Source organism: Bacillus sp. FSL H8-0492, assembly GCF_038006145.1.
In the GTDB taxonomy this organism is placed as follows: Bacteria; Bacillota; Bacilli; order Bacillales; family Bacillaceae_G; genus Bacillus_A; species Bacillus_A mycoides.
In genome coordinates this window covers 3935373-3960483 of record NZ_JBBOUP010000001.1, presented here as the reverse complement: position 1 = coordinate 3960483, position 25111 = coordinate 3935373, and the positions used below count along the sequence as shown (strand labels likewise).

The window sequence follows — 25111 nt, the reverse complement described above, 5'->3', positions numbered from 1 at the left end:
TGACATACACTATTACAATATGAACGGGATATGGTTGATATTACGTTAATTCTCAGGATAGAAACAGGGAATTTATATAGAGGGGATGTACATATCGTGATATGGAAAAAAGACACCCATTATTTAATGGATGTCTTTTCAGGTAAATCTTTTTGCGTAGTATATAGAAAACGAGATATATCTAGTTTCTTTCCTCTGAAAAATTGCGGGGAGGAAATGTAAAGTTCTTCTTTTGCGCGTGTAATGGCGACATAGAGTAATCGTCGTTCTTCTTCTAATGCTTCAGAAGTCTCCGTCACACGGTCATTTGCATCTTTTAAAGAAGAAGTATGCGGCAATATACCATCGCTTGCTCCGAGTAAAAAGACGCATGGAAACTCAAGGCCTTTCGCGTTATGAATTGACATAAGCGATACAGCATCTTTTTGCGGCATTGTTTTTAATGCTTCCATTTCTTTTTGACCTTGAATGGCCTCGTTAATAAATTGTAAGTAAGCTGGAATATCCGTAAAGCGAGTTGCTGATTCCATTAATTCTTCTAACATTTCTTCTTGTATGTCCTTATGCATCGTAAAGGAAGAACGATCATTACTTTGTAAGTACTCTAAATATTTTCCTTTACCATGAATAATTTCTTTCAATGCTTTTTTCGGTTCTAGTTCTTTTATAAACTTAATAAAATCGATTCGCTCATTTACTTTTTTAACTTGAAAAGGTTTCAAGCTTGGGTTTAGTAATAGAAAATGAAGAAGAGAAGGGAAACGGCCCTCACCATATTTCCATTGTTCACGTTCAATAAATGAAATGCACTCATCACGGCCAATATACATTGTTGGTAATATATTTGAAAGTGATTCGAGGCGGAACGGTTCAAGCACGAGTCGTAAGTGATCTAATACGGGCCTAATTAAAGAATGTTCGTAGAACGATTGGCTCGCTCCATGTTTAATAAATGGAATCTTATGAATTGTAAGCTGATCAAGTAAAGAACGGCTTACAGAATGTGTACGATATAATAAACAAAAATCTTTATAATTTCGTTCACCACTATCTACTTTTTCCTGAATGAGTTGCAAAATTTGATTTGCTTCATCAAGAGTTGTCGCAGGTCGTGCATAAAACGGCTGCATGCCATCGTTACGAACAGAATATAGCTCTTTATCAAAACGTTCTTGATTGAGCTTAATAACTTCATTTCCAAGTCCTACGATAAATGGATTAGATCGATAATTCGTATTAAGTGCGATAATCGTAGTATTATCAAATTCCTTTGGAAAAGATAAAATAATTTGGTGACTTGCCCCTCGCCAGCCGTAAATCGCTTGATCGTCATCACCTGCGATAAATAAATTATTTCTCGGCGTGGCTAACAATTTTACAATTTCATATTGTGCATACGACGTATCTTGAAACTCATCTACTTCAATGTAATGAAAACGCTCTTGTAATTGAGTAAGCAGGGGAGCGTTATTTTCTAACATATAATACATTTCTAATAAGATGTCGTCAAAATCGATATAATTGTGTCGTTGTTTTACCTCTTCGAAACGTTCGTATACTTCTTTGAACTCTTGTTCAACCGGTGTTTTCGCTTTTACATCTTTCGGACGATTCAATTTGTTTTTCTCAAGTGAAATCATAGCGAGTATCGTTTCGGCATCATAATCGTCTTTTAAGCGCAATTCTTTCAAAATTTTCTTTATCATAATTTGTTTATGTTTTTCATTTGCTAAAATTTGCTGATTATATCCTTGACTACGAAGCAATTTTAAAAAGACAGAGTGGAATGTACCAGCAACGACATAGCTACTTGCGGCATGATTCATACCAGGTAAATTCGCTACACGGCTTCGAATTTCTTCAGCTGCTTTTTGTGTAAACGTCAGCAGCAAAATATTTCGCGGATGAACATGTTTTACATTAACTAAATAACCAACGCGAGTTGTCAAAACAGATGTTTTACCACTTCCAGCACCAGCTAGTGTAAGGACAGGTCCTTCTGTCGTTTGCACTGCTTCTAACTGTTTTTCATTTAAATAAACACCTTGCTGTTCTAAAGCGCGGAAATACGCCGCATCTGCATCTTCTTCCATAATTAAATGGGTAGATGTTTTCGGAATATGATACGTCGCTTGCGGAATACCAGCGTGTGTTAACGATTTTTGTGAAAATTTTTCTTGTGTCATATATTCACCTTCAAAACTATAGCATCAACATTTAACTTTAGCGGAAGAAAAAGAAAATAGCAATGTAAAAAACAGGAGGGGCTACCTCCTGCTACAAAATTACCCCGCTATTTGCGGGCAGTAAAACTCTCACCTCAAAATTCAGGTGCCCGTAAACGCCCGATTGGTGAAGGCTAATAATCAGTGGGGGATGAACAAAACCCCCACTGATTAAAGTTTCACTTTATAATTCTTTTATCATTACGACGTGCGGGATATTTGCTTCCATAAACACATCAGAAGCCGTCACGTATCCTAGCTTTTTATAGAAAAATTCAGCATGTGTTTGAGCATGGAGTTTCAATTTCGGTAGAGACTCTTCCTTCGCATACGCTTCAAGTGCATCCATAATGATTTTACCAATGCCTTTTTTACGATGTGAAGCTAGTACGCAAATGCGCTCCATTTTTCCTATTCCATCAACGATGCGAAAGCGACCAGCACCAACTGGAACATCATTATCATATATAACAACGTGTGTTGAAATCTCTTCAAACTCATCATACTCTTCTTCTGCAGAAACACGTTGCTCATTTACAAATACTTGCTTACGTACAGAGAATGCATCTCTTAGTTGTTCGTCCGTTTGTACGATTTGTGCGTGCAAATTAGTTGTTCTCCTTTCCAAGGTGGAATGTTTCATGTACAGTCCACGTTCCATTTTCTAATTGGTATAGAAGGTGGAAACGATCGATTGGTTGCTCATAATAGAAATCTTTCATACGTAATCGACCTAATACATCAGCGTGCTCTGCGTCTGATAAGTCTTGACCGATTGTTAAATGAGGTACGAAAGAGTACTCGCGCTCTTGTGTAAAGAAACCATTATGCATTTCTTCATTTAAGAAGGTAAGTTCAGGTGTTTTTTCTACTTTAAAATAAAGAACATTATTAACAGGTGCGAATGAACCGACTTTCCCAACATGAAGGGTGAAAGGGTTCGTTTTATTTGCGATTGTATGTAACTCATTCACAATCGATTCTAATTGTTCATCTTGCGTCTCAAAGGGTGTTTTCAATGTAATATGTGGCGGAACTAATGCGTAATGCGGATCATAACGTTTACGTAATCCGTTCGCTTTATCTTGAATCATTTTTGATGGGAAAATTACAATTCCTAATTTCATGTTCCAATTCCTCCCTTTGCAAGTCTAGTTAGATTTTGAGAATAAATCTCTTTATCTATTATATCAAATTATTCTGAATACCGCTCTCTATTATTTCATTGATAGGATATGAGAAAATGCTTTTGGTAAATCTGCTTGCCAATATTTCCATGTGTGATTCCCTTCAAACTCTTCATAATGCGTGATGAAATTTCTATCTGTAAGTAGTTTATTTAACTCGCGATTCGGTTCTACGAAATCAGATACTTGTCCGTCTGTACGCTTGACAGCTGTTTCTTCGGTCCCAATTACGTGATAAAGATCTAGCGCCCCCGGATTTTTGAAATCTTTTGCTAAGTTCATGACTGTTTCATCAACAAATGGTGATTGCATAACGACCTTACCAAATGTATGCGGATACATAAGTGCGGTCATGAAGGAAACTGTACCGCCGAGAGAATCTCCAATTAAAACGCGTCCTTTACCCATTTGATATGTTGGATAATTTGCATCAATATATGGAGCAAGCTCATGAGCAAGGAAACGAATGTAAGCAGCATTCTTTACATCATTTGGGAAATATTTTTCCTTACGATCGTGTACATTTTTATATGGAATACCGACAATAATTGTGCGGTCGATTTCTTCAGTTTCACGAAGACGCTCAATTACACGGTGCGCTTTACCAAGCTGAAAATAATCTCTACCATCTTGTGCAATAACAACCGTATGCTTATGGAGAGGTGTGTAATTTACTGGTAAATAAACAAGAAGTGTAAGCTCCTCTTGAAGTGATGTACTAAAAAATGAAATTTCTTCAATTCTCCCTATTGTTTGATTCATGTATATCCCCCTAAATAAAAATTTACTGTAATGATTGTAAGAGCAACGCTTGTAGTGAAAAGGAAAGACATAATCACTAATAGGTGCCTTAATTTCTATTTTACCATAATGGTACGAAGAATCTAAAAAATTAGTATTTAAGTTGTGAAAGAAAACGGATATAATGAAGTGGGATTTTTTACAGGTGAGAGGGGAGACAGGATTTGAAACAAGAAAGATCAATCGCACTACCACTAGCAATTTCCATTATAGCAATTTCATTCGCAGCTGTTTTTGCAAAGATGTCCTCAGCACCATCTTCCGTTTTAAGTATGTATCGATTATGGATTATCGTACTTATTATGCTGCCGATCGTTTGGAAAAAACGGGAAGAGTTTAGTAGGATTCAAATAAAAGATTGGGGATTTTTAATTGGATCTGGTTTCTTTTTAGCTCTTCATTTTCTTCTATGGTTTGAATCCTTAAAGCATACGACAGTTGCTAGTTCGACGATTATTTTAGCACTTCAACCGATCGTATCTTTAGTGGGAGGTTTTTTCTTATTTAAAGAAAGAACAACCTATTCAGCAATTGCGACGATGGGAATTGCGATACTAGGCGTAATGTGTATTGGCTGGGGAGATTTAGGGCTAAGTGAGCAAGCAATTTATGGGGATATATTATCCTTTTTAAGTGTAATTGCAGTTGTCGGTTATTTATTTATCGGACAAACGACAGTAAAGAAAGTATCTCATTGGATTTATAGTTTCACTGTATTTGCCTTCGCTGGTATATTTATAGCGATTTATAACGTTATACTTCAAGTGCCATTTACAGGCTATACGAAGTGGGATTGGAGTATTTTTCTTTTACTTGCGATTGTACCGACAGTGTCACACGTCATTAATAATTGGTTATTAAATTACGTAAATGCAACAACGATTTCAATGAGCATTTTAGGAGAACCAGTTGGGGCATCTATACTAGCGTTCTTCTTACTTGGAGAAAAATTAAACGCAATGCAAATTATCGGTAGCATGCTCGTATTGTTTGGTGTATCTGTTTTCTTACTACAGCAACAAAAGCGAACAGCAAAAAATGTGGTGAACGAACCGGCTTATACACAGGAATTATAACGAGCCTATTCTAATATACGAAAAGAGAAGTTATTGGTAACTTCTCTTTTTTTGTTCTATGCAGAAAATAAAACAAATCAATAGGAGGAATCCCCTCCATATAGCATGAAAAAAGATAATATATAGTGGAGTTACATCATACGTTTCTCATACAAATATAGAGGGGGAAGGAGAGACCAAATGAAAGAGATTTTAATGAAATACATGACAAATCTTACAACATTAAGTGAAGAACAGCAGCGCATGATCGTAGAAGAATTACAAATTGAAGAGTATAAAAAAGGAACAGTGCTCCTAGGGCAAGGAGATGTTCCGTCTAAATGTTATTTTGTATTAAAAGGATGCGTGAGGCAACATTGTATAGATGAATCTGGAAAAGAAGTTACATCAAATTTTTATACAGAAGAACAAGCAATCGCAAATTTCAATCATCATAAACAAGATAAATTATCCCCACATACGTTAACGTGCCTAGAAGATTGTCTAGTTGTAGTTGGCGATCTGTATAGTGAAAAGGACATGTATAAGAAATATTCACAGTTAGAAGAAATGACGCGCCAAATGATTGAATACAATTTTGGTGAAGTACAAGAAGAACTTACATTATTTATTGCATCGACACCAGAAGAGCGCTACAAATCATTATTACAAAAACGACCTCATTTAATCGATCGTGTTCCTCAATATCAATTGGCAAGTTATCTAGGTATTACGCCAGAATCATTAAGCAGAATTAAGAAACGACTCAAACAGTAGAGTTTTTTTCACCTCTAAGCAATAGCCATATACTAAATCCTAGTTCACCTGCGATCATCGGTAGTTGAAAGACAACGTTAAGAATGGAAATAATCGCATCATATTGTGAAAACATCGTATTCATTACGTTAATGATGATATAGCCGATTGCAGCAATGAGCAGTAATATACTAATAGTTTTCGGTATGTTTTTAGATTGAAAGGTTACGTATCCTAAGGTGAGAAGATGTAAGCCGAAAATGATTAATCCTACAGACCAAATGTATTCAAAAGCTTCTAGAAATAACATTGTATATGCTTCTGAATTAGCAACTGTGTTTTTTGAAAGAAGTAATACAAATGTTAAATTGAATATAGCAATACCAAGTATAGCTGTATACATAAGACGAAGACAGGCAGCTAGTAATGAGAGGCTAGTATGGATTGGTTTTAGAAAGAAATAAAGAGCCCACGAGGCGATAATATCCGTAATGAAAATGATAATCCATCCGAAAATTTCTGCTTTGAAAAGTGAACTTGAAGTTTGAATATTATGGAGTGTCGTGCTCGGATCTCCTTGTACAACGAGATTTCCGTGAACAAAACCGTAAGAAAAAAATGCAGTGAATGCCATGATAAGAAGAGAAGTGCCGGCAAATAAGGCGAAATTTCGCTCAGTCATAATACGTCCTCCTATTCTAATGTTGTTTTCATTGTAATAGGGAAGAGGAGGAGATTCATTGACTTAAATCAAGGGAGAGGAAGTTTAGTGGAATTTCCATCAAAAAAAGATGTATGGTTATATCCAATTCTTTGTATTGTTGTAGGTGTCTGTTTTGCTCCGATATTTGCAGGGAGCGAATATTTTCTTTTATTTTTTACAATTCCTTTAGCCATACTATTTATTTGGAGTTGGTTTTCAACAAAATATATTGTTGGGGAAGAAACAATTACAATTAGATCAGGTTTCGTTAAAAAACGCATATTTATACGAGATATAAAACAAATTTCAAATACGAAAAATCCAATAGCTGCTCATGCATTATCATTTGATCGACTTGAAATTATTTATGGATCACATCAAACAGAAATTATTTCTCCTAAAGATAAAGAACAATTCATCAATCTCGTTACAAGTAAAAATTCACACATTGAAACAAAGTAAAAGAGTGGCTATGAAGCCAGTCTTTTACTTTGGATTTGTCATATAAGGTTGCACGTGAACGACACATAAGTCGCGGAATTTTCCTTCAGCAGTTGTGACAATTACGACTGCTCTTCCTGCACTTTTTCCAGTAATCGTTACCGTATCACCTTTTGGATGTATTGTGATGACATCAGAATTCATATTTGTCCAAATAAGCTCTTGGTTCGTCGCTTGCATTGGCAAAACGGAAGCTGATAACTCAGTACTTTGCCCAGTTTTTATTTTTAACTTATTTTTTCCAATATGAACCCCGATAACTGAAATAACAGAAGGAGCAATAGAAATTTTGGGTGGATTAGGTTGTATGCTTAAACGAGAAGTAGAAGTGTTTGTGATAGGTGAAAATTTTCTTATATGTTTTTGTTGTAAAGATGCTAACATTTGGGAGTCCCCTTTCTGTATAGGTGTCGATATAAATAATATAAAGGAAGAATGTTATAGTAAATTTAACGAAACATAAAGAAATTGTTAAATTCGAGAAGAGTATTGTCGAAATGCGGTAAAAAGAAAGCTCTGCTGTTACGATAACAGCAGAGCTTCTTCTTTATAGATTATGACGATGTTGTTTTTCGAAATTCTCAAATTGCTCTTCAACTTCTTTTGAAGGTTGCGTTAGTAAACTAACAATTACGATTGCTAGTAAACTAATTGTGAAACCAGGAATCATTTCATATAAGAATTTTGTTAAAAATTCAAACTGAGTCCATATAATAACAGTAGCGGCACCAGAAATCATACCAGCAAGCGCGCCCCATTTCGTCATACGTTTCCAATATAAGCTTAATAAAATAGCTGGTCCGAATGAAGAACCAAATCCAGCCCAAGCGTATCCAACAAGAGCTAAAATCGTATCATTTTGTTTAAACGCTAATGCGCACCCAACTAAGGCGATACCAAGAACAGCCATACGACCGACAAATACAAGCTCTTTATCAGAAGCAGAACGTTTAAAGAATGTATGATATAAGTCTTCTGTTACAGCACTTGAAGTAACGAGAAGCTGAGATGAGATTGTACTCATAATTGCAGCTAAAATCGCTGCTAATAAAAATCCAGTAATAAGTGGATGGAATAAAATTTTTCCAAGCTCAAGGAAAATTGTCTCTGGGTTAGATAATGTCAAATCTTGTTGTGAATAGTAGGCAATACCGATAAGACCAGTAAACATAGCTCCGACAACAGAGAAAATCATCCAGCTCATACCAATTCTTCGTGCGCTTTTAAGTTCTTTTACAGAAGAAATTGCCATAAAGCGTACGATAATATGAGGTTGTCCAACATAACCAAGGCCCCATGCGAATAAGGAAACAATTCCTAAAGTGGAGGCACCTTTAAAAATATCTAAACGTGTTGGATCTACAGATCGAATTGTATCAAATGCAGGTCCAAGTCCGTTTGCATTCATAATTGTTACGATAGGAACAAGAATAAGAGCAACTACCATAATGATTCCTTGCACGAAGTCTGTCCAACTTACAGCTAAGAAACCACCAAATAATGTGTAAGCTACAACAACGCCTGCTACAATGAATAATCCAATATGATAGTTCATACCAAATGAATTTTCAAATAATACAGCGCCTGAAACTAGTCCTGAAGCTACATAAAAAGTAAAGAAAATCATAATAACAAGTCCGGATACTAAGCGTAGCATGTGAGATTTGTCGTGGAAACGGTGTTCCAAAAATTCTGGAATAGTAATAGAGTTGTTTGCAATTTCAGAGTAGGTACGTAAGCGAGGAGCGACATAAAGCCAGTTTGCGTATGCGCCTAATGTTAGGCCGATCGCAATCCAACTACTACTTAATCCAACGCTAAACATTGCACCGGGTAATCCCATTAAAAGCCAACCACTCATATCAGATGCTCCAGCACTTAATGCTGTTACTGCGGGGCCTAGTGTACGCCCGCCAAGCATATAATCTGTTAAGTTGGACGTTCGTTTGTAGGCGAAATAGCCGATTACTAACATCCCGAGCATGTAAATAGAGATAGAAGTTAAAGTTAACATCTGCGTACTCATGTAGTTCCCCTTCCTTTTGTCATGTCTTTTGATGCATTTTGCATATTTATAATCTATCATGATTATTCTGAAAAATCCATATACAAATATGAATTTTCAGAAATGTAAGCGTTTTTTGACATCGTTTTACTTTTTAAATATATAAATTTCAGACGAAAAAACCTTAATTTTAATAGAGTATTTATTATATTTACATAAAAACACGTTGTTTTGTCAATATAATATTGAAAGAAGGGAGAAATAATTTTTTTAAAAAAAGTATTGACTTGTGAAAAAAGTTAGGTCTATAATGAGTGCAACTTAAAAAAATGCAAGCGTTGATGAAGAAGAGTACACATGATGAACATGTCAGAGAGCTGATGGTTGGTGCGAATCAGTATGGAATTGATGTGGAATGGGCTTCGGAGCTTCCAAACCGAAACGAAAGAAGTAGGCTTTGGCGACATGATCTCATCGATACAAGAGACACGTATTATTTTTTGATACGGCAAAGTGCGTTACATTCGTAACGAATTAAGGTGGCACCACGGGAGTACCCGTCCTTTCTATAGGATGAGTACTCCCTTTTTGTGTACAAAAAATTAAATATGTTAAATCGTTTAAGTAAGAAGAGTACGTATATTGGAGACGTTTCAGAGAGCCGGGGACAGGTGGGAGCCCGGTGCGGTGCCATATACGGAATGGGCTTACGAGAGGTATGCTGAACAATTATTTTCAGTAGGCAACCCGGGTTCCGCCGTTACAAGGATAAGGTATATATTTTGTACCTGAATAAAGCGGGATGCTTTTGCGTCCAACCTGAGGTGGTACCACGGTAAATTTATCGTCCTCTACATATTTCGATATGTAGGGGACTTTTTTATTTTTCAGAGTGAGGTGAAAGGCATGATGACAAAAGAGGAATTTATGAAGCAAAAAGAACAAAGAAAAACATTTTTAGTAATCGCCGAAGAAGAAGGAGATAGCATTACGCCAATTTCTTTATATAGACGTATGAAGGGAAAGAAAAAGTTTTTATTAGAAAGCTCACAGCTTCATCCAGATAAAGGGCGCTATTCTTACTTAGGGTGTAATCCATATGGAGAAGTGAAAAGCGTCGGTATAGAAGTAGAACGAACGATGTATGGGCAAACAGAAAAGTTGCAAGGTAACGTATTGCAAGTGTTAGAAGAGGTAATCGCACCATCGCTAGTAGAGAGTCCATTCCCATTTTGCGGAGGAGCAGTTGGTTATATTGGTTATGACGTCATTCGGCAGTATGAAAACATTGGAGCAGATTTACACGATCCATTAAATATTCCAGAAGTACACCTTTTACTATATCGTGAGTTTACCGTTTACGATCATTTACGCCAAAAGTTGTCATTTGTATATGTATGCAGGGAAGACGATTCAGCTTCTTATGAAGAAGTATACGAAAGATTGCAAGTATACAAAGAGGAAGTGCTAAAGGGAGAAGAAGCGGAAGTAAATGAAATACAATCAATATTATCATTCACTTCTTCAATAACTGAAAAAGAATTTTGTGCAATGGTAGAAACAGCGAAAGAATACATTCGGGCCGGAGATATTTTCCAAGTTGTATTATCCCAGCGTTTGCAAAGTGAATGTATTGGAGATCCATTTGCATTATACCGGAAACTTCGAATTGCAAATCCATCACCATATATGTTTTATATCGACTTTCAAGATTACGTTGTACTCGGTTCTTCGCCGGAAAGTTTGTTATCAGTTAGAGAGGATAAAGTGATGACGAACCCAATTGCGGGTACGAGACCGAGAGGGAAAACGGAGCAGGAAGATGAGGAAATCGAAAAAGAACTGTTAGGAAATGAGAAAGAGCGGGCGGAGCATATGATGCTTGTGGACCTAGGGCGAAATGATATTGGCAGAGTAAGTGAAATTGGATCTGTGATGATAGATAAATATATGAAAGTAGAAAAATACTCTCACGTTATGCACATTGTATCTGAAGTTTACGGAACATTGCGAAAACGAATAAGTGGATTTGATGCATTAGCGTATTGTTTACCAGCGGGTACAGTATCAGGTGCTCCGAAAATTAGAGCGATGGAAATTATTAATACGTTAGAGCATGAAAAAAGAAATGTATACGCCGGAGCAGTTGGATATATTTCATTCTCAGGAAATCTTGATATGGCGCTAGCAATTCGAACGATGGTTGTAAAAGACGAGAAAGCGTACGTTCAGGCAGGAGCGGGTATCGTCTACGATTCAGACCCGGTTGCTGAATATGAAGAAACATTAAATAAAGCGAGAGCGCTTTTGGAGGTTATGAAATGATTGTACTTATCGATAATTATGATTCGTTCACATATAACTTGTATCAACTATTAGGCGAGTACGAGAAAGAAATTGTTGTCGTAAGAAATGATCAAATAACAATTGAACAATTAGAGGAGATGAAGCCGAAAGGAATTGTGCTCTCACCAGGACCTGGGAAACCAGAAGATGCTGGAATTTGTATCGATGTTATTCGTCATTTTTATAAGAACGTTCCCATCTTAGGAATTTGCCTTGGCCATCAAGCAATCATATCCGCATTTGGAGGAGAAATTGTTAGAGCAGGGCGCATTAAACACGGAAAAACATCGCGTGTGAAACATAACGGAACGTCAATCTTTTCGTACGTAACGCAGCCGCTAACAGCAATGCGTTACCATTCACTCGTCGCAGTGCAAAATAGTTTGCCGCAGTGTTTTGACATACTTGCGACAGCGATGGATGACGGAGAAATCATGGCAGTTCGTCACAACTATTATCCGCTCTTCGGATTACAGTTTCACCCAGAATCAATTGCAACAGAAGAAGGCGGAAAGTTAATACGTGCCTTTTTAGCAGAAGTGAAAGAGGAGGAGAGAGTATGAACAGTTATCTTCGAAAATTAGTAGAGGGACAACATTTAACAGAAGAAGAAATGTATGAAGCGGGACTTCTTTTATTAAGTGACAACATATTGGAAAGTGAAGTTGCAGCTTTCTTAGTATTGCTGAAAGCGAAAGGCGAAACAGCAGAAGAAATATACGGTCTCGTTCGTGCTCTTCGCGAAAAGGCATTACCGTTTTCAAATCATATAAAAGGCGCGATGGACAATTGTGGAACGGGTGGTGACGGTGCGCGAACATTCAATATTAGTACAACATCGGCATTTGTACTTGCCGGAGCTGGTGTAAAGGTTGCGAAACATGGAAACCGCGCTGTTTCTAGTAAAACAGGAAGTGCTGATTTATTAGAAGAACTCGGTGTAAACATTAGTTGTACGCCAGGTGAAATTGACTACTTATTAGAAATTGTAGGGATTGCCTTCTTATTCGCACCAGCGATGCATCCAGCATTAAGACGCATTATGAAAATAAGAAAAGAATTAAACGTTCCGACGATCTTTAACTTAATTGGACCGTTGACGAATCCGGTTAATTTAGAAACACAATTTGTCGGTATTTATAAGCGAGATATGTTATTGCCGGTAGCGGAAGTATTGCAGAAACTTGGCAGAAAACAAGCGCTCGTCGTAAACGGAAGTGGCTTTTTAGATGAAGCATCATTACAGGGAGAAAATCATGTCGTCGTTTTAAAAGATAATGAAATAGTAGAAATGAGTATTGATCCAGAAAAGTATGGTTTTTCAAGAGTGAAAAATGAAGAAATTAGAGGTGGGAATTCAAAAGAAAATGCAAAGATTACACTCGGAGTATTAAGCGGAGAAAAGAGTGTCTATCGCGATACTGTTTTATTAAATGCAGGTCTAGCCCTTTTCGCAAATGGAAGAGCAGAAACGATTGAAGAAGGAATTACACTAGCGGCACATAGCATTGACTCTGGAAAAGCATTAGCCAAACTAAACTTATTAATTGCAGCAAGCCATGAAAAATTAGAAAGGGTGAATTAAAATGGGGACGATTTTAGACAAAATTGTAGAGCAAAAGAAAGTAGAAGTTGCGGAGTTATATGAAACATATTCACCAGTGAAAGAAAAAAGGAAAACACACTCACTTGTAAAAGCTTTAGAGCAGTTTACTGTAATAGCAGAGGTAAAGCGAGCGTCTCCATCAAAAGGTGATATTAATTTACACGTTGATGTGCCAAAACAAGTGAAAACATATGAAGAATGCGGTGCTGGAGCAGTTTCGGTTTTAACAGACGGTCAATTTTTTAAAGGGTCGTTTCACGACTTAGAAACGGCAAGAGCAGAAAGTAACATTCCGCTTTTATGTAAAGATTTTATAATCGATAAAATCCAAATTGATAGAGCGTATGAAGCAGGAGCAGATCTTATTTTATTAATTGTTGCAGCATTGTCAAAAGAGAAATTAAACGAGCTTTATAACTACGTGCTAGAAAAAGGATTAGAAGCGATTGTTGAAGTTCATGATGAACAGGAATTAGAAATTGCAATCCGATTAAATCCGCACGTTATCGGTATTAACAACCGTAATTTGAAAACATTTGAAGTAGATTTAAGCCAAACTGAAAAGCTCGGAAAACGACTGAATGAGGAAAACCTACTTTGGATTAGTGAAAGCGGCATTCATTCAAAAGAAGATATTATTCGCGTCAAACGAGCTGGTGCAAAAGGTGTATTAGTTGGAGAAGCACTTATGACATCATCTTCTATAAGTAACTTTTTCGAAGACTGTAAGGTGAACATATGAAAGTGAAAATTTGCGGCATCACTGATGTTGAAACAGCAAAACATGCTTGCGAATACGGAGCAGATGCAATTGGATTTGTTTTTGCAGAAAGTAAGCGGAAAATCACCCCAGGGCTAGCGAAAGAAATTATTGGGGAAATTCCAGTCCACGTTTTCAAGGTAGGTGCTTTCGTAAATGAATCAGTAGAAGTGATCCAGAAAATTGCAGAGGAGTGCGGGTTAACGCATGTGCAACTACATGGGGATGAAGACAATCATCAAATTAGGAGATTGAATATTCCGTCTATAAAAGCAGTAGGCGTAGCTTTAGAGAAAGATATTGAATGTGCGAAAAAATACGATACAGATTATCTGTTATTTGATAGCCCGAAAGAAAAGTTCCACGGAGGAAACGGAAAGACATTCTCATGGGAGTTACTCGCACATATGCCAAACGAGTTGCGAGAGAAAACGATATTAGCTGGCGGATTAAACATCCTTAATATAGAAGAAGCAATTCGAACCGTTCAGCCATATATGATCGATGTGAGCAGCGGAGTAGAGACAGAAGGAAAGAAAGATCTAAAGAAAATAAAACAATTTATTAAAAAAGCGAAGGAGTGTTCAAAATGAACTACGCATATCCAGATGAAAAAGGTCATTACGGTATATACGGAGGACGATACGTTCCAGAAACGTTAATGCAATCCGTATTAGAATTAGAAGAAGCATATAAAGAAGCGATGCAAGATGAAGCGTTTCAAAAGGAATTAGATCATTATTTACAAACGTATGTTGGAAGAGAAACACCGCTTTATTTCGCTGAAAATATGACGAAGTATTGCGGCGGAGCAAAAATCTATTTGAAACGTGAAGATTTGAACCATACGGGAGCTCATAAAATTAACAATACAATCGGTCAGGCACTTCTTGCGGTAAGAATGGGTAAGAAGAAAGTTGTCGCTGAAACAGGAGCAGGACAACACGGAGTTGCAACAGCTACTGTATGTGCACTTTTCGGTTTAGAATGCGTCATCTTCATGGGAGAAGAAGATGTGAGACGACAAAAATTAAACGTGTTTCGAATGGAATTACTCGGAGCAAAAGTAGAAAGCGTTGCGGCAGGTAGCGGCACGTTAAAAGATGCGGTGAACGAGGCGCTTCGTTACTGGGTTTCACATGTACACGATACGCACTACATTATGGGATCAGTTCTCGGGCCACATCCATTCCCGCAAATTGTTCGTGATTTCCAAAGTGTAATTGGGAAAGAAACGAAAAAGCAATACGAAGCGTTAGAAGGGAAATTACCAGAAGCAGTCGTTGCTTGTATTGGCGGTGGTAGTAATGCAATGGGAATGTTTTATCCGTTCGTACACGATGAAGAAGTTGCTCTTTACGGTGTTGAAGCAGCTGGAAAAGGTGTTCACACAGAAAAGCACGCAGCCACTTTAACGAAAGGAAGTGTCGGTGTTTTACACGGATCGATGATGTACCTTCTGCAAAATGAAGAAGGGCAAATTCAAGAAGCGCACTCTATTTCGGCAGGGCTGGATTACCCAGGTGTTGGGCCAGAACATAGCTTGCTAAAAGATATTGGCCGCGTTTCTTATCATTCCATTACAGATGAAGAAGCGTTAGAAGCATTTCAATTATTAACGAAAAAAGAAGGGATTATCCCGGCATTAGAAAGTTCACATGCTGTTGCATACGCTTTAAAACTAGCGCCGCAAATGAAGAAAGACGAAGGACTTGTCATTTGTTTATCCGGCCGCGGTGATAAAGATGTAGAGAGTATAAAACGTTATATGGAAGAGGTGTAAAAAATGGGAGTAGAAAAAATTATAGCAGCGTTTGAAAATGGCAAGAAAGCATTTATTCCGTATGTAATGGGCGGAGATGGTGGACTTGAAAAGTTAAAAGAAAGAATTCGTTTTCTTGATGAAGCAGGAGCAAGCATCGTTGAAATTGGTATCCCATTTTCAGATCCAGTCGCAGACGGTCCAACTATTCAAAGGGCAGGAAAAAGAGCATTAGATAGCGGTGTAACATTGAAAGGTATTTTTCAAGCATTAATAGAGGTGAGGCAAGAAGTTCAAATTCCATTTGTACTTATGACATATTTAAATCCAGTACTCGCATTCGGAAAGGAACGTTTCATTGAGAGCTGTCTTGAAGCAGGGGTGGACGGTATTATCGTTCCAGACTTACCGTATGAAGAACAAGACATTATTGCACCGCTCCTTCGCGTGGCGAATATCGCTTTAATTCCACTCGTTACCGTAACGAGCCCTATTGAACGAATCGAAAAAATCACGAGTGAATCACAAGGATTCGTCTACGCCGTTACAGTAGCGGGCGTAACGGGAGTACGTCAAAACTTTAAAGATGAGATTCATAGTTACTTAGAAAAAGTAAAAGCACATGTCCACTTACCAGTAGTCGCAGGATTCGGTATTTCAACACGAGAGCAAATTGAAGAAATGATTACAATATGTGACGGTGTTGTCGTTGGAAGTAAAGTCATTGAGCTGTTAGAAAATGAAAAGCGAGAAGAAATTTGTGAGTTAATACATGCAGTAAAAGAAACAGAAGAGGCTTAAGTCTCTTCTGTTTCTTTTGTGTAATAAATGCTAAAATATACAGAAAATACTTATAACTTAGAGGGTGAGAAGGCATGCTAAGACGTAAACTATTATATCTTCTTTTAACTGTACCATTATACGCTTGGCTCATTAGCATGACAAAAATAGAATTATTGGCTCTATTTCTAGGATATTTATTCATCTTTTCCCAATTAAATCGAATACAAGAGCAATCTATTTTAGAAGTATGTATATTTTCGGTTAGTATAGAACTATTTAGTATCGTTTCGATTGTATTATTAAGTGAATTATTCCAATGGATCCATTCATTTGAATTAATAAAACTTGGGAATATTGTATTGCAAGTAATATGTGCTTATATTGTGTTTGTTGTACTAGAAAAAATGATTGGACAGCAGACGGTTTTTCAGGATAAAAGATAAAATATTAGTTATTCAAAAAAGGAGCCAAGCGGCTCCTTTTTTAAATCTGTTATAAAAATAATTGAAAATCATAACATCTGTTATATAATAGTTAAAAATTGCAATTTTTACGAAAAGAGATGATAGCATGGCCATATTGTTGGCACTTATCCCGATTATGATGATTTTTATTTGTTTGTTTTTGTTTAAACAAACGTCATTAAGAGCCTCATTAATCTCTTATGCCGTTTCTGTCGGAATCGTTTTACTCTCGCCAACGTTTCAATTAGGGATAAGTGAAACTGTACACGCAACAATTAAAGGGTGGTTAATTTGTTTTATTGTCGGATACGTTTTATTTTTCGGTATTTTTTTATTTCACCTCATGAACAAAATGGGATACATCGATCAAGTAGCACGATTTCTAGAACAAGTCACGCGCGATCGATTATTGCAAATGCTTCTTATGTGTTTTGGTATTTGTCCACTCATTGAATCGGTAAGTGGATTCGGTATTGGTTTTATGGTCGCAGCGCCAATCTTTCTTTCGTTAGGCTATAAACCATTTCAAGCTGTACTGCTCTCGTTTATAGGTTTACTTGCAAGTTCATGGGGCGCGATGGCAACGGGTACGATTATCGGTTCTCAGCTTATTAACATGCCGCTCACAACTCTTGGTACAAATACAGCATTATTAAGCATCCCGATTTTCGCATACTTTATCATCCTTTCTTTATACGTTGTCGGTGGCTGGCAGGCAGTTATAGAAAAGTGGAAGGAAGGAGTAGGATTCTTTCTATTATTTTCTCTCGGAATCTATCTTTCTAACGCATACGTAAGTGTTGAACTAGCAGGGATATTAAGTTCTATCGTTACCATTACATTTGGTTTTTTAATCATTAAATTAAAAGGAAAAGATGAGCAAAATCTTTTAACAGAGCATGCGGCGACTGCAGAGAGAGAAGTATCCATTATAAAAATTATTAGTCCTTATATCTTTTTAACGGTTTGTATTTTACTTTCTCGCCTCGTTCCAGCATTACATGATCTGCTCAGGTCATATGCAGTTCTCGATTTAAAATCATATTCTTACAAACTAGAGCTACTATATTCACCAGGGTTTTGGCTCGCCATGACTTGTTTATTTACAATTATTTTCTTCCGCATTCCATCTAATATTATTAAACAATCACTCTCGCAAACGATAAAACAATGGATTCCTTTCGCTATTACAACGACAATGTTTATCGCGATTTCAGAGCTAATGGGGGCATCTGGTATGCATTCATTACTCGCAAAAACAGCTGGTGAAACATTTGGTACGTTTTTCGTTTTCGTTGCTCCGTTCATAGGCGCAATTGGCGGCTTTTTAACAGGTAGTAACGCAGGATCAAATGCGATGTTTATTAAACTCCAAATGCAAACAGCGCAAAACGTAGCGCTCCCGTGGCAATACGTCACAACACTTCAAAACACCGCATCATCAGTAGCGACAATCGCTTGCCCATCACGCATTACACTTGGTGCTTATTTATGTAATATCCCTTATCGTGAAAACGAACTATTAAAGAAGACGACGTTAATGATTTTTGGTGCGGTGTTGCTTGTAGTGGTAGAGGTGATTTTTTGGTATATATTGATAAAGTGAGACTTTAATTAGTGGGGAGTCTTACTGCCCGTTAATGCGGGGAAAAGTGAAAAATCCTCTTATATTTAGGAGGATTTTCTTTTTATATGGATAATGCCTTAAGTATGAAAAGTTTCTACTAAATGAATAGGAGATGAAAGGTATGCCCTTGAAAAGCTACGGTGTATTAAAAGGTACAGTTGTACAATCTAAGATTGGAAAAGGGAAAACACCTCATTATCAAGTTCATTTACAAGGCGAAGCAGGAGTAGATTATCGTATTGCAATTAACGTAAAGTCGCAAAGTTATCCTTCGGAAGTTTTATATTTTGCAAGTAACAATATTCGATCAGAAGCTATTCAAATTTTACCAACATTACCGTTTGGGTTTACAGAAGTGAAAAACAATAAGCCGAAAATAGCTTTAGATTATGTAAGAGGTAATTTATTTGACTCAAAGCAAATGATTCCTTTGCCAGCTGAAAAAACGGGATTTGATAATGATTTAAATGAGAAAATAGAACATTATATAAAAAGAGCAATAGATGAGAAAGCAATTATTTATGCGTTTGGTGAAAGGTGGGGACCAGAAGAAGAGGTTCCGGATTCGTATTTTCATTTTACACCTGGAAACGGTATACATGATATTCATATGAATCAAGGGAATGTAGAGAAATGGCAAGGTGATGATGGTATATGGCAAGATGGTGGTTTGCTCATTCATTTTGAAAAGAAAGAAGAGTGGGTAGGTATTTTCCTTGCTTTTCAGTCGCAATCATGGTGTACGGATGAAGAAGGGCATGCTCGTGTTCCGGTTGAGCATTGTGATTATAAGAGGAATAATTAATAAGAAGAGGGCGTTCACAACGAACGCCCTCCTCTTATTTTATAAAACCCAAAACTAACAAGTGTAGAAATACAAGAGAAAAGAAGCGCTACACTAGAAAACGCGATGAGATACATATTATATTTCATCATTTTACCGATTAGTTGGTTACTATCGTACTGAAACAGTCCCGCTATTATATTGAATAAAAATAATAAGATAAACATGACGATGACGCCGTCTATTGATCCTTTAATGTCTGGTTTACTTAAAGCGATATGTGCGGAAATACAAATAGCGATAAATAAAAATAACCAAAAAGAAGGGGTCAATAAATTGTTCATTGTAAACAAGCTTTTTAATAAAAAGAATGTTGATAAAAACATGTTTTGGATCATGTCTAAGTTAATAGAAGTCGATGCAACAGTTTTTTCCAGATTCGTATTAAATAAATAATATGACTCTGGTACGAAATAGCGCATTAAAAGTATTAAGGCAGTAATACCAGAAATAATAGGACCGATGCCGATAAAGAAATTACCGATTCGTTGGTATATACTTTTTTGATTGTATTGATGTTGTACGTAACCTAAAGCTCCCTGACTTGTATCTGTTGGGAAAAACTGCGTTGCTACAATTTTATGACGAAATACTAGACACATAATTGCATGTCCAAGCTCATGAACGGGAACACCAATCCACGCGGTTAAAAGAAAACCTTTCCTACCAAAAGCTCTCGACCAATACGTTCGTGTGAGAGATTCTAAATAACCTAATATAAATCCAATTACAATGATGACACCAATTAAAGAAAATAATTGGATCACACTTGTAAGGAGTGTTTGAAAAATCGAGTTTACAAATTCCACTGTCTTCATCCAATCTGTTTAAAGTTTCACTTTATTTGCTCTGTTTCATAATACCATTATTTTTCTATAATACTAGCACACATAGTTTCGTTTAAAAGAAGGATTTCATATTCTTTTTCTTGTAGTCATGTTTTATGTACAAAGTCATATATTGAATTTGTAACACCCTATAAGGTATATGCTTAAGGAGGGATGAGAGAATGAAATGTCCAGCATGTAATACTGAAAATGCAGCGGAAGCAAGGTTTTGCGGGAATTGTGGACATTCGTTAACGGAAGAAGCGGTAGCGAGTGGTGGGCAGGAAGAAGGGCAGCTATCGCGCCCGGCACGAGTAAAGGAAACTCGTCCGAATGAAACGGTAGAGCAAGCGAAACAATTTGCAAGTGGCTATTTTCAGTTCTTTAAAAATGCTTTTAAATCACCATCGGCCATTATGGAAAGTGGAAATATTGAAGTGCGAAATGGAATTGCAAGCCTTGTACTTATTTGTTTTTTAGGAGCATGTATTTTTTATAGAATGATGAGCGCAGCGGCGACTGTTACGAGGACATTAGTGCCAGATATAGCTACTCCTACTTTCTTTGGAGAATCTGTAATGGTCTTTTTCTTTTTATTAATTTTAACTTTATTTGTCGGATTTATTATTTTTGTAAGTGGTAAGATGATGAAATCATCTTTTTCTTTTCTTGAAGCATTCGGTATATGGGGGACGATAGCGACGCCAGCTATTGCTATATTAGTGCTTTCTTTTCTTTTTAGTTTTTTATTAATCTTCTTCTTACCAATCTTATTAGGGCTGGCTACAACGTATATGGGAATTAGTATAATTGTAGCTATATTAAAACTAGACAACGGCGGATTAGATCCTGTTTACACACTTATGATTGCAAGTGTTTTAATCGGAATTGCAACGTTTCTTGTATTTTGGTCTTACATTAACACGATAATTCAAACCTTTACTGGGGGATTCACAGGCTTCTAATGAAAAGGTGGTTGAATGAATGAATGTATGTACTAAGTGCGGAGTTCAGTATGAAGATGGAGTGCAATTTTGCCAAAACTGCGGGATGAAGAGGGGAATTCTTGTAGTAAAGAAGAAAATGAGCGGTGGTACAAAAGTTGGCATTACACTCTTAACATTACTTGTTATAGTAATTGTTGGATTGTATTTGTATGGATCATCGTATTATAAGCAGACCGCACAAGTAGAACGAATGATTACTATTTTACAAGAGAGGGACGGGGAGAAATTAGCTGAGATCACCACGGCAGATGATCCAGCCGTTATTGTCACAAGAGAGAGTGTAACGCCTCTATTTTCATATATAAAAGAAAATCCATCTTACGTGAATGAATTGAAAGAATATTTGAGGCAAGGTGAAAAACAAGGGGATGGAATAGAAAGAGCAGATTTTTCTTTAACGAAAGATGGGAAACATTTCTTTTTATTTGATCGGTATAAATTGAAAGCGAAGACGTATTATACGACGCTGCTTACAAATGAAAAAGGGACATTTTTAAAAATGAACGGAAAAGAAATTGATAAGACAAATGATAAAAAGTTTGAGAAGCAATATGGACCATTTCTTCCAGGAACTCAAGTATTTCAAGCGGAATATAAAAATGACTATGTAAAACTATCACGTGAGGAAAAGGTTGTACTTATGAAACAAAGTCAAAATAATGTAACGGTAGATTTAACGTTGCAAGGGCAATATATTACAGTTCAAACGAATGCGTCTGGTGCAACATTGTACGTGAATCAAAAGCCAGTTACTGCGTTGACTGGAGAAGAAATTACGTGGGGACCGGTAGCGACTGATGGAAGTGCGGCGATTTATTTAGAGCGAAATGGAGAAAGTGGAAGGGAAACGACAAAGATAGAAACGGTAACGGCACTTTCGGCTTATAATCTTCCATTTCAAAAGAAAAGTGTAGAAAAAACAGTTGTTTACAATGTTACTCCGCCTACGACTGGGTATGTATATAATGGTTTCATCTTCCCTGATAGTGATATTCGAAAATTAACGAGTGCGGACTTAACATATTTATCGAAAGAACAGTTGAAAATTGCTAGAAATGAAATATACGCAAGACATGGACATATGTTTCAAACGAAAGATATGCAAGCGTATTTTTCAAAACAGTCTTGGTACAGAGAAAATCCGTATTTTACAGGAACGTTAACGGATATTGAAGTTTATAATGTTGAACTGATCAAATCAAGAGAATAGAGTGCATGATAAAGGTACAGTGCATAACTGTACCCTTTTTATGGTTATTTATCTGAACCAGGATCCCTTGAGAAAAAGATGTGAAAGAGAAATGTGACTTTACTTGATCCTCCAGATGTACTAGCTTGTATATGGGATAAAGGACCTGAAGTTAAAGCTGCCTCGGAATGGGGTGGTACGACTATTTTGAGCGCATCATCTGATTCTGGTGATGCAGTAACAGTTATTGTATCATCAGAAAAGTTCATAATTTTAACAGAACCGACTGGAAAGATGGACTTGCCAGCATGTGATGCTGAAGCGAATTGGGTGGCTTTCCAAATATCTTGCGCAAAAGTATCATCGTTAGATAACCAAGCACGAGCGCTGTATATTGTTGCATTAATGGAAAATTCTTGGTCAAGTGAGAGGGCGGGTTTCGGTTCTTTTGGTTCTTGCGGTTCCTCTGGAAGCCTAGCGAGAAGGCCAGCGCACATATATGTTTCACCTACTTTCAATAGTTACTGTTATAGCATATTAAACATCTTGTTTATAAGACACGACGGATACCTATTCATGCATAGGTTTGTGCACCAAATTTGTAGATAGAATTCTATTTCTTTACAATGGAAGTAGGTGTTATTTCTATAAAATATGGAAATCGTAAAGAGTATGTAAAAAAAAAGGAGTGGTAAAGTGAACTATGTCATTATTGGCGGAGATGCAGCAGGTATGAGTGCAGCAATGCAAATTGTTAGAAACGATGAAACTGCAAATGTTGTAACGTTAGAAAAAGGTGAAATCTATTCATACGCTCAGTGCGGATTCCCGTATGTGATTAGTGGTGTTATTGCTTCTACTGAAAAATTAATTGCACGCGATGTAAAGACGTTTCGTGATAAATATGGAATTGATGCGAAAGTACGTCATGAAGTAACGAAAGTAGATACGGAAAAGAAAATGGTGTACGCAGAGCATACGGAGACGAAAGATGTTTTTGAATTTCCGTATGACCGTTTATTAATTGCGACTGGAGTGCGTCCTGTTATGCCAGAATGGGAAGGGCGAGATTTGCAAGGCATTCATCTTTTAAAAACAATTCCGGATGCTGAGCGCATATTAAAAACGCTAGAAACGAATAAAGTTGAGGATGTAACTATTATTGGCGGCGGTGCAATTGGACTAGAGATGGCAGAAACATTCGTCGAACTTGGTAAGAAAGTAAGAATGATTGAGCGAAATGATCATATCGGTACGATTTATGATGCAGATATGGCTGAATATATACATAAAGAAGCAGATAAACACAATATTGAAATTTTAACGAATGAAAATGTGAAAGCATTTAAAGGAAAAGAAAGAGTGGAACAAATTGAAACAGATAAAGGTACGTATAAAACAGATCTCGTTTTAGTATCTGTCGGTGTACAGCCAAATACTGATTTTCTTGAAGGGACAAATATACGTAAAACTCATAAAGGTGCAATTGAAGTAAATGCTTATATGCAAACGAATGTACAAGACGTATACGCTGCTGGTGATTGTGCAACACATTACCATGTTATAAAGGAAATGCATGATCATATCCCGCTTGGAACGACTGCGAATAAACAAGGGCGACTTGCCGGACTCAATATGGTTGATAAACGAAGGGCATTCAAAGGTACGTTAGGTACGGGCATTATTAAATTTATGGATCTGACGCTCGCAAGAACAGGCTTAAATGAAAAAGAAGCGAAAGGGCTAAACATCCCGTATAAGACGGTCAAAGTAGATTCAACAAATATGGCGGGCTATTACCCGAGTGCTTCGCCACTTCACTTGAAATTACTATATCACGCCGATACGAAACAATTATTAGGCGGTCAAGTAATTGGAGAAGAGGGCGTAGATAAACGTATTGATGTTATCGCGATGGCACTTTTCAATAAAATGAGTATTCACGATTTAGAAGATGTCGACTTAAGTTACGCACCACCATATAACAGCGTTAGGGATCCAATTCAACAAGCAGCAAGGAGAGCGGAATAGCACTTTTTAAGTGCTATTTTTTTTGCAAAGGTAGGTAAACTTTTTTAGCGAATAATAAAGAGGGAGAAACAGTTACATATAGGGAAGGGGATTATTAAAAATGTTTGTAACACTTCAAACAGTTCAAGAATCAGAAAAAGAAATATTACGTAATTTGTACGCACTATATCTTCATGACCTCTCTACATTCACTCCTAATATAAAGATTGGGGCAAATGGATTTTTTGAATACGAAGATTTGCATATGTTTTGGGTAAATGATGGAATCACTCCGTATTTTATTAAAAGTGATACTGATATCGTAGGATTTTTATTACTATTGGAACGCCCGTTGTTGAAGAAGGAAAACGACTTTGGTATAAATGACATTTTCATATTGAATCAGTACAAAGGAAAAGGAATCGGTAAACAAGTTATTGAGAATGTATTAAAAGAGAAAAGAGGGCAATATTTCGTTATCGAACTTGTGAAAAATATACCAGCAGTTTCTTTTTGGAAGAAAGTATATAGGGAGCTAAACATCGAATTTGATGAGAAAACACAGTTAATCGATGATGAAGAATGTCTCGTTCAAACGTTTAAAATATAATAAAATCGGTGCCCCTAGTAGATTACTTTGAAATTTAACTTTA

The 25111-nt window shown here is 36.8% G+C and carries 26 protein-coding genes and 2 other annotated features; of the genes, 17 read left to right on the top strand and 9 right to left on the bottom strand.

Annotation, left to right across the window (positions count from 1 at the left end; translation table 11 throughout):
* Positions 1 to 119 precede the first annotated feature (119 nt).
* From MHH66_RS20330 to MHH66_RS20315, 4 genes are all read right to left on the bottom strand, one after another.
* Complete coding sequence (locus MHH66_RS20330) at positions 120 to 2186, bottom strand: ATP-dependent helicase (protein ID WP_078184102.1); 2067 nt, start codon at positions 2184 to 2186, stop codon at positions 120 to 122.
* Positions 2187 to 2409: 223 nt separating this feature from the next.
* Positions 2410 to 2832, bottom strand: coding sequence for a GNAT family N-acetyltransferase (locus MHH66_RS20325; protein WP_002064289.1), 423 nt, complete (start codon positions 2830 to 2832; stop codon positions 2410 to 2412).
* Position 2833: 1 nt separating this feature from the next.
* On the bottom strand, positions 2834 to 3352 hold the full coding sequence (locus tag MHH66_RS20320; protein WP_002011397.1) for a YjcG family protein: 519 nt from the start codon (positions 3350 to 3352) through the stop codon (positions 2834 to 2836).
* Between the two features lie 90 nt (positions 3353 to 3442).
* Entirely contained in the window at positions 3443 to 4174 is a 732-nt protein-coding gene (locus MHH66_RS20315; RefSeq protein WP_002030493.1) for an alpha/beta hydrolase, read from the bottom strand.
* Between the two features lie 203 nt (positions 4175 to 4377).
* On the opposite strand from MHH66_RS20315, the gene MHH66_RS20310 reads away from it, so the two are divergent.
* Positions 4378 to 5289 (top strand): DMT family transporter, encoded by a 912-nt coding sequence (locus MHH66_RS20310; protein WP_002030492.1) that lies wholly within the window; start codon positions 4378 to 4380, stop codon positions 5287 to 5289.
* Positions 5290 to 5469: 180 nt separating this feature from the next.
* Positions 5470 to 6045 carry a Crp/Fnr family transcriptional regulator gene (locus MHH66_RS20305; protein WP_061674952.1) on the top strand — a complete coding sequence of 192 codons (576 nt, stop codon included), beginning with the start codon at positions 5470 to 5472 and terminating at the stop codon, positions 6043 to 6045.
* Here MHH66_RS20305 and MHH66_RS20300 read toward each other — a convergent pair.
* Positions 6035 to 6706 (bottom strand): DUF4386 domain-containing protein, encoded by a 672-nt coding sequence (locus MHH66_RS20300; protein WP_078184103.1) that lies wholly within the window; start codon positions 6704 to 6706, stop codon positions 6035 to 6037. The two genes, MHH66_RS20305 and MHH66_RS20300, sit on opposite strands and share 11 nt — an antisense overlap.
* 87 nt (positions 6707 to 6793) lie before the next feature.
* On the opposite strand from MHH66_RS20300, the gene MHH66_RS20295 reads away from it, so the two are divergent.
* Positions 6794 to 7189 carry a PH domain-containing protein gene (locus tag MHH66_RS20295; protein WP_078184104.1) on the top strand — a complete coding sequence of 132 codons (396 nt, stop codon included), beginning with the start codon at positions 6794 to 6796 and terminating at the stop codon, positions 7187 to 7189.
* A 24-nt stretch (positions 7190 to 7213) separates the two neighbouring features.
* Here MHH66_RS20295 and MHH66_RS20290 read toward each other — a convergent pair whose 3' ends face one another.
* Positions 7214 to 7612, bottom strand: a complete 399-nt coding sequence (locus MHH66_RS20290; protein WP_078184105.1) for an Ig-like domain-containing protein — start codon at positions 7610 to 7612, stop codon at positions 7214 to 7216.
* A 163-nt stretch (positions 7613 to 7775) separates the two neighbouring features.
* Positions 7776 to 9254 carry a sodium/proline symporter PutP gene (putP, locus tag MHH66_RS20285; RefSeq protein ID WP_078184106.1) on the bottom strand — a complete coding sequence of 493 codons (1479 nt, stop codon included), beginning with the start codon at positions 9252 to 9254 and terminating at the stop codon, positions 7776 to 7778.
* A gap of 308 nt (positions 9255 to 9562) precedes the next feature.
* Positions 9563 to 9801, top strand: a binding site (T-box leader).
* Between the two features lie 42 nt (positions 9802 to 9843).
* Positions 9844 to 10088, top strand: a binding site (T-box leader).
* A gap of 51 nt (positions 10089 to 10139) precedes the next feature.
* On the opposite strand from putP, the gene trpE reads away from it, so the two are divergent.
* The 10 genes from trpE to MHH66_RS20235 all read left to right on the top strand — a co-directional run bounded on the left by trpE (position 10140) and on the right by MHH66_RS20235 (position 19386).
* On the top strand, positions 10140 to 11558 hold the full coding sequence (gene trpE, locus MHH66_RS20280) for an anthranilate synthase component I (RefSeq protein ID WP_063217386.1): 1419 nt from the start codon (positions 10140 to 10142) through the stop codon (positions 11556 to 11558).
* A complete protein-coding gene (locus MHH66_RS20275) occupies positions 11555 to 12142 on the top strand; it encodes an aminodeoxychorismate/anthranilate synthase component II (protein WP_063217387.1) in 588 nt (195 codons plus the stop codon). The genes trpE and MHH66_RS20275 overlap by 4 nt, the downstream gene beginning before the upstream one ends.
* Positions 12139 to 13164: an anthranilate phosphoribosyltransferase gene (trpD, locus tag MHH66_RS20270; protein ID WP_078184107.1), complete on the top strand. Its 1026-nt coding sequence runs from the start codon at positions 12139 to 12141 to the stop codon at positions 13162 to 13164. Before MHH66_RS20275 ends, trpD begins: the two co-directional genes overlap by 4 nt.
* Position 13165: 1 nt before the next feature.
* Positions 13166 to 13927, top strand: coding sequence for an indole-3-glycerol phosphate synthase TrpC (trpC, locus tag MHH66_RS20265; RefSeq protein ID WP_002125998.1), 762 nt, complete (start codon positions 13166 to 13168; stop codon positions 13925 to 13927).
* On the top strand, positions 13924 to 14538 hold the full coding sequence (locus MHH66_RS20260; RefSeq protein ID WP_078184108.1) for a phosphoribosylanthranilate isomerase: 615 nt from the start codon (positions 13924 to 13926) through the stop codon (positions 14536 to 14538). The genes trpC and MHH66_RS20260 overlap by 4 nt, the downstream gene beginning before the upstream one ends.
* Positions 14535 to 15728, top strand: a complete 1194-nt coding sequence (gene trpB / locus MHH66_RS20255; RefSeq protein ID WP_002086917.1) for a tryptophan synthase subunit beta — start codon at positions 14535 to 14537, stop codon at positions 15726 to 15728. The genes MHH66_RS20260 and trpB overlap by 4 nt, the downstream gene beginning before the upstream one ends.
* 3 nt (positions 15729 to 15731) lie before the next feature.
* Positions 15732 to 16508, top strand: coding sequence for a tryptophan synthase subunit alpha (trpA, locus tag MHH66_RS20250; protein ID WP_016094533.1), 777 nt, complete (start codon positions 15732 to 15734; stop codon positions 16506 to 16508).
* Between the two features lie 74 nt (positions 16509 to 16582).
* Positions 16583 to 16933, top strand: a complete 351-nt coding sequence (locus tag MHH66_RS20245; RefSeq protein WP_078184109.1) for a DUF4029 domain-containing protein — start codon at positions 16583 to 16585, stop codon at positions 16931 to 16933.
* Between the two features lie 127 nt (positions 16934 to 17060).
* Positions 17061 to 18560, top strand: a complete 1500-nt coding sequence (locus MHH66_RS20240) for an L-lactate permease (protein WP_078184110.1) — start codon at positions 17061 to 17063, stop codon at positions 18558 to 18560.
* A 142-nt stretch (positions 18561 to 18702) separates the two neighbouring features.
* On the top strand, positions 18703 to 19386 hold the full coding sequence (locus MHH66_RS20235) for a DUF2278 family protein (protein WP_078184111.1): 684 nt from the start codon (positions 18703 to 18705) through the stop codon (positions 19384 to 19386).
* A 14-nt stretch (positions 19387 to 19400) separates the two neighbouring features.
* On the opposite strand, the gene MHH66_RS20230 is transcribed toward MHH66_RS20235, so the two are convergent.
* A complete protein-coding gene (locus MHH66_RS20230; protein WP_078184112.1) occupies positions 19401 to 20234 on the bottom strand; it encodes a hypothetical protein in 834 nt (277 codons plus the stop codon).
* 200 nt (positions 20235 to 20434) lie between these two features.
* Between MHH66_RS20230 and MHH66_RS20225 the strand changes: the two genes are divergently transcribed.
* On the top strand, positions 20435 to 21217 hold the full coding sequence (locus tag MHH66_RS20225) for a zinc ribbon domain-containing protein (RefSeq protein WP_078184113.1): 783 nt from the start codon (positions 20435 to 20437) through the stop codon (positions 21215 to 21217).
* Between the two features lie 19 nt (positions 21218 to 21236).
* Positions 21237 to 22469, top strand: coding sequence for a TcaA 3rd/4th domain-containing protein (locus MHH66_RS20220; RefSeq protein ID WP_078184114.1), 1233 nt, complete (start codon positions 21237 to 21239; stop codon positions 22467 to 22469).
* A gap of 44 nt (positions 22470 to 22513) precedes the next feature.
* Here MHH66_RS20220 and MHH66_RS20215 read toward each other — a convergent pair whose 3' ends face one another.
* Positions 22514 to 22945: a hypothetical protein gene (locus MHH66_RS20215; protein ID WP_078184115.1), complete on the bottom strand. Its 432-nt coding sequence runs from the start codon at positions 22943 to 22945 to the stop codon at positions 22514 to 22516.
* 199 nt (positions 22946 to 23144) lie between these two features.
* On the opposite strand from MHH66_RS20215, the gene MHH66_RS20210 reads away from it, so the two are divergent.
* Positions 23145 to 24479 (top strand): FAD-dependent oxidoreductase, encoded by a 1335-nt coding sequence (locus MHH66_RS20210; protein WP_078184116.1) that lies wholly within the window; start codon positions 23145 to 23147, stop codon positions 24477 to 24479.
* Positions 24480 to 24579: 100 nt separating this feature from the next.
* Positions 24580 to 25068 (top strand): GNAT family N-acetyltransferase, encoded by a 489-nt coding sequence (locus MHH66_RS20205; RefSeq protein WP_078184117.1) that lies wholly within the window; start codon positions 24580 to 24582, stop codon positions 25066 to 25068.
* The last annotated feature ends 43 nt before the right edge of the window (positions 25069 to 25111 follow it).

Coding starts and splice junctions, on each gene's coding strand:
- MHH66_RS20220 (WP_078184114.1), top strand. CDS start 21,237: ATGAATGTATGTACTAAGTGCGGAGTTCAGTATGAAGATGGAGTGCAA.
- trpB (WP_002086917.1), top strand. CDS start 14,535: ATGAACTACGCATATCCAGATGAAAAAGGTCATTACGGTATATACGGA.
- MHH66_RS20305 (WP_061674952.1), top strand. CDS start 5,470: ATGAAAGAGATTTTAATGAAATACATGACAAATCTTACAACATTAAGT.
- MHH66_RS20290 (WP_078184105.1), bottom strand. CDS start 7,612: ATGTTAGCATCTTTACAACAAAAACATATAAGAAAATTTTCACCTATC.
- trpE (WP_063217386.1), top strand. CDS start 10,140: ATGATGACAAAAGAGGAATTTATGAAGCAAAAAGAACAAAGAAAAACA.
- putP (WP_078184106.1), bottom strand. CDS start 9,254: ATGAGTACGCAGATGTTAACTTTAACTTCTATCTCTATTTACATGCTC.
- MHH66_RS20215 (WP_078184115.1), bottom strand. CDS start 22,945: ATGTGCGCTGGCCTTCTCGCTAGGCTTCCAGAGGAACCGCAAGAACCA.
- MHH66_RS20300 (WP_078184103.1), bottom strand. CDS start 6,706: ATGACTGAGCGAAATTTCGCCTTATTTGCCGGCACTTCTCTTCTTATC.
- trpD (WP_078184107.1), top strand. CDS start 12,139: ATGAACAGTTATCTTCGAAAATTAGTAGAGGGACAACATTTAACAGAA.
- MHH66_RS20330 (WP_078184102.1), bottom strand. CDS start 2,186: ATGACACAAGAAAAATTTTCACAAAAATCGTTAACACACGCTGGTATT.
- MHH66_RS20320 (WP_002011397.1), bottom strand. CDS start 3,352: ATGAAATTAGGAATTGTAATTTTCCCATCAAAAATGATTCAAGATAAA.
- MHH66_RS20245 (WP_078184109.1), top strand. CDS start 16,583: ATGCTAAGACGTAAACTATTATATCTTCTTTTAACTGTACCATTATAC.
- MHH66_RS20205 (WP_078184117.1), top strand. CDS start 24,580: ATGTTTGTAACACTTCAAACAGTTCAAGAATCAGAAAAAGAAATATTA.
- MHH66_RS20225 (WP_078184113.1), top strand. CDS start 20,435: ATGAAATGTCCAGCATGTAATACTGAAAATGCAGCGGAAGCAAGGTTT.
- trpC (WP_002125998.1), top strand. CDS start 13,166: ATGGGGACGATTTTAGACAAAATTGTAGAGCAAAAGAAAGTAGAAGTT.
- MHH66_RS20235 (WP_078184111.1), top strand. CDS start 18,703: ATGCCCTTGAAAAGCTACGGTGTATTAAAAGGTACAGTTGTACAATCT.
- MHH66_RS20240 (WP_078184110.1), top strand. CDS start 17,061: ATGGCCATATTGTTGGCACTTATCCCGATTATGATGATTTTTATTTGT.
- trpA (WP_016094533.1), top strand. CDS start 15,732: ATGGGAGTAGAAAAAATTATAGCAGCGTTTGAAAATGGCAAGAAAGCA.
- MHH66_RS20275 (WP_063217387.1), top strand. CDS start 11,555: ATGATTGTACTTATCGATAATTATGATTCGTTCACATATAACTTGTAT.
- MHH66_RS20260 (WP_078184108.1), top strand. CDS start 13,924: ATGAAAGTGAAAATTTGCGGCATCACTGATGTTGAAACAGCAAAACAT.
- MHH66_RS20315 (WP_002030493.1), bottom strand. CDS start 4,174: ATGAATCAAACAATAGGGAGAATTGAAGAAATTTCATTTTTTAGTACA.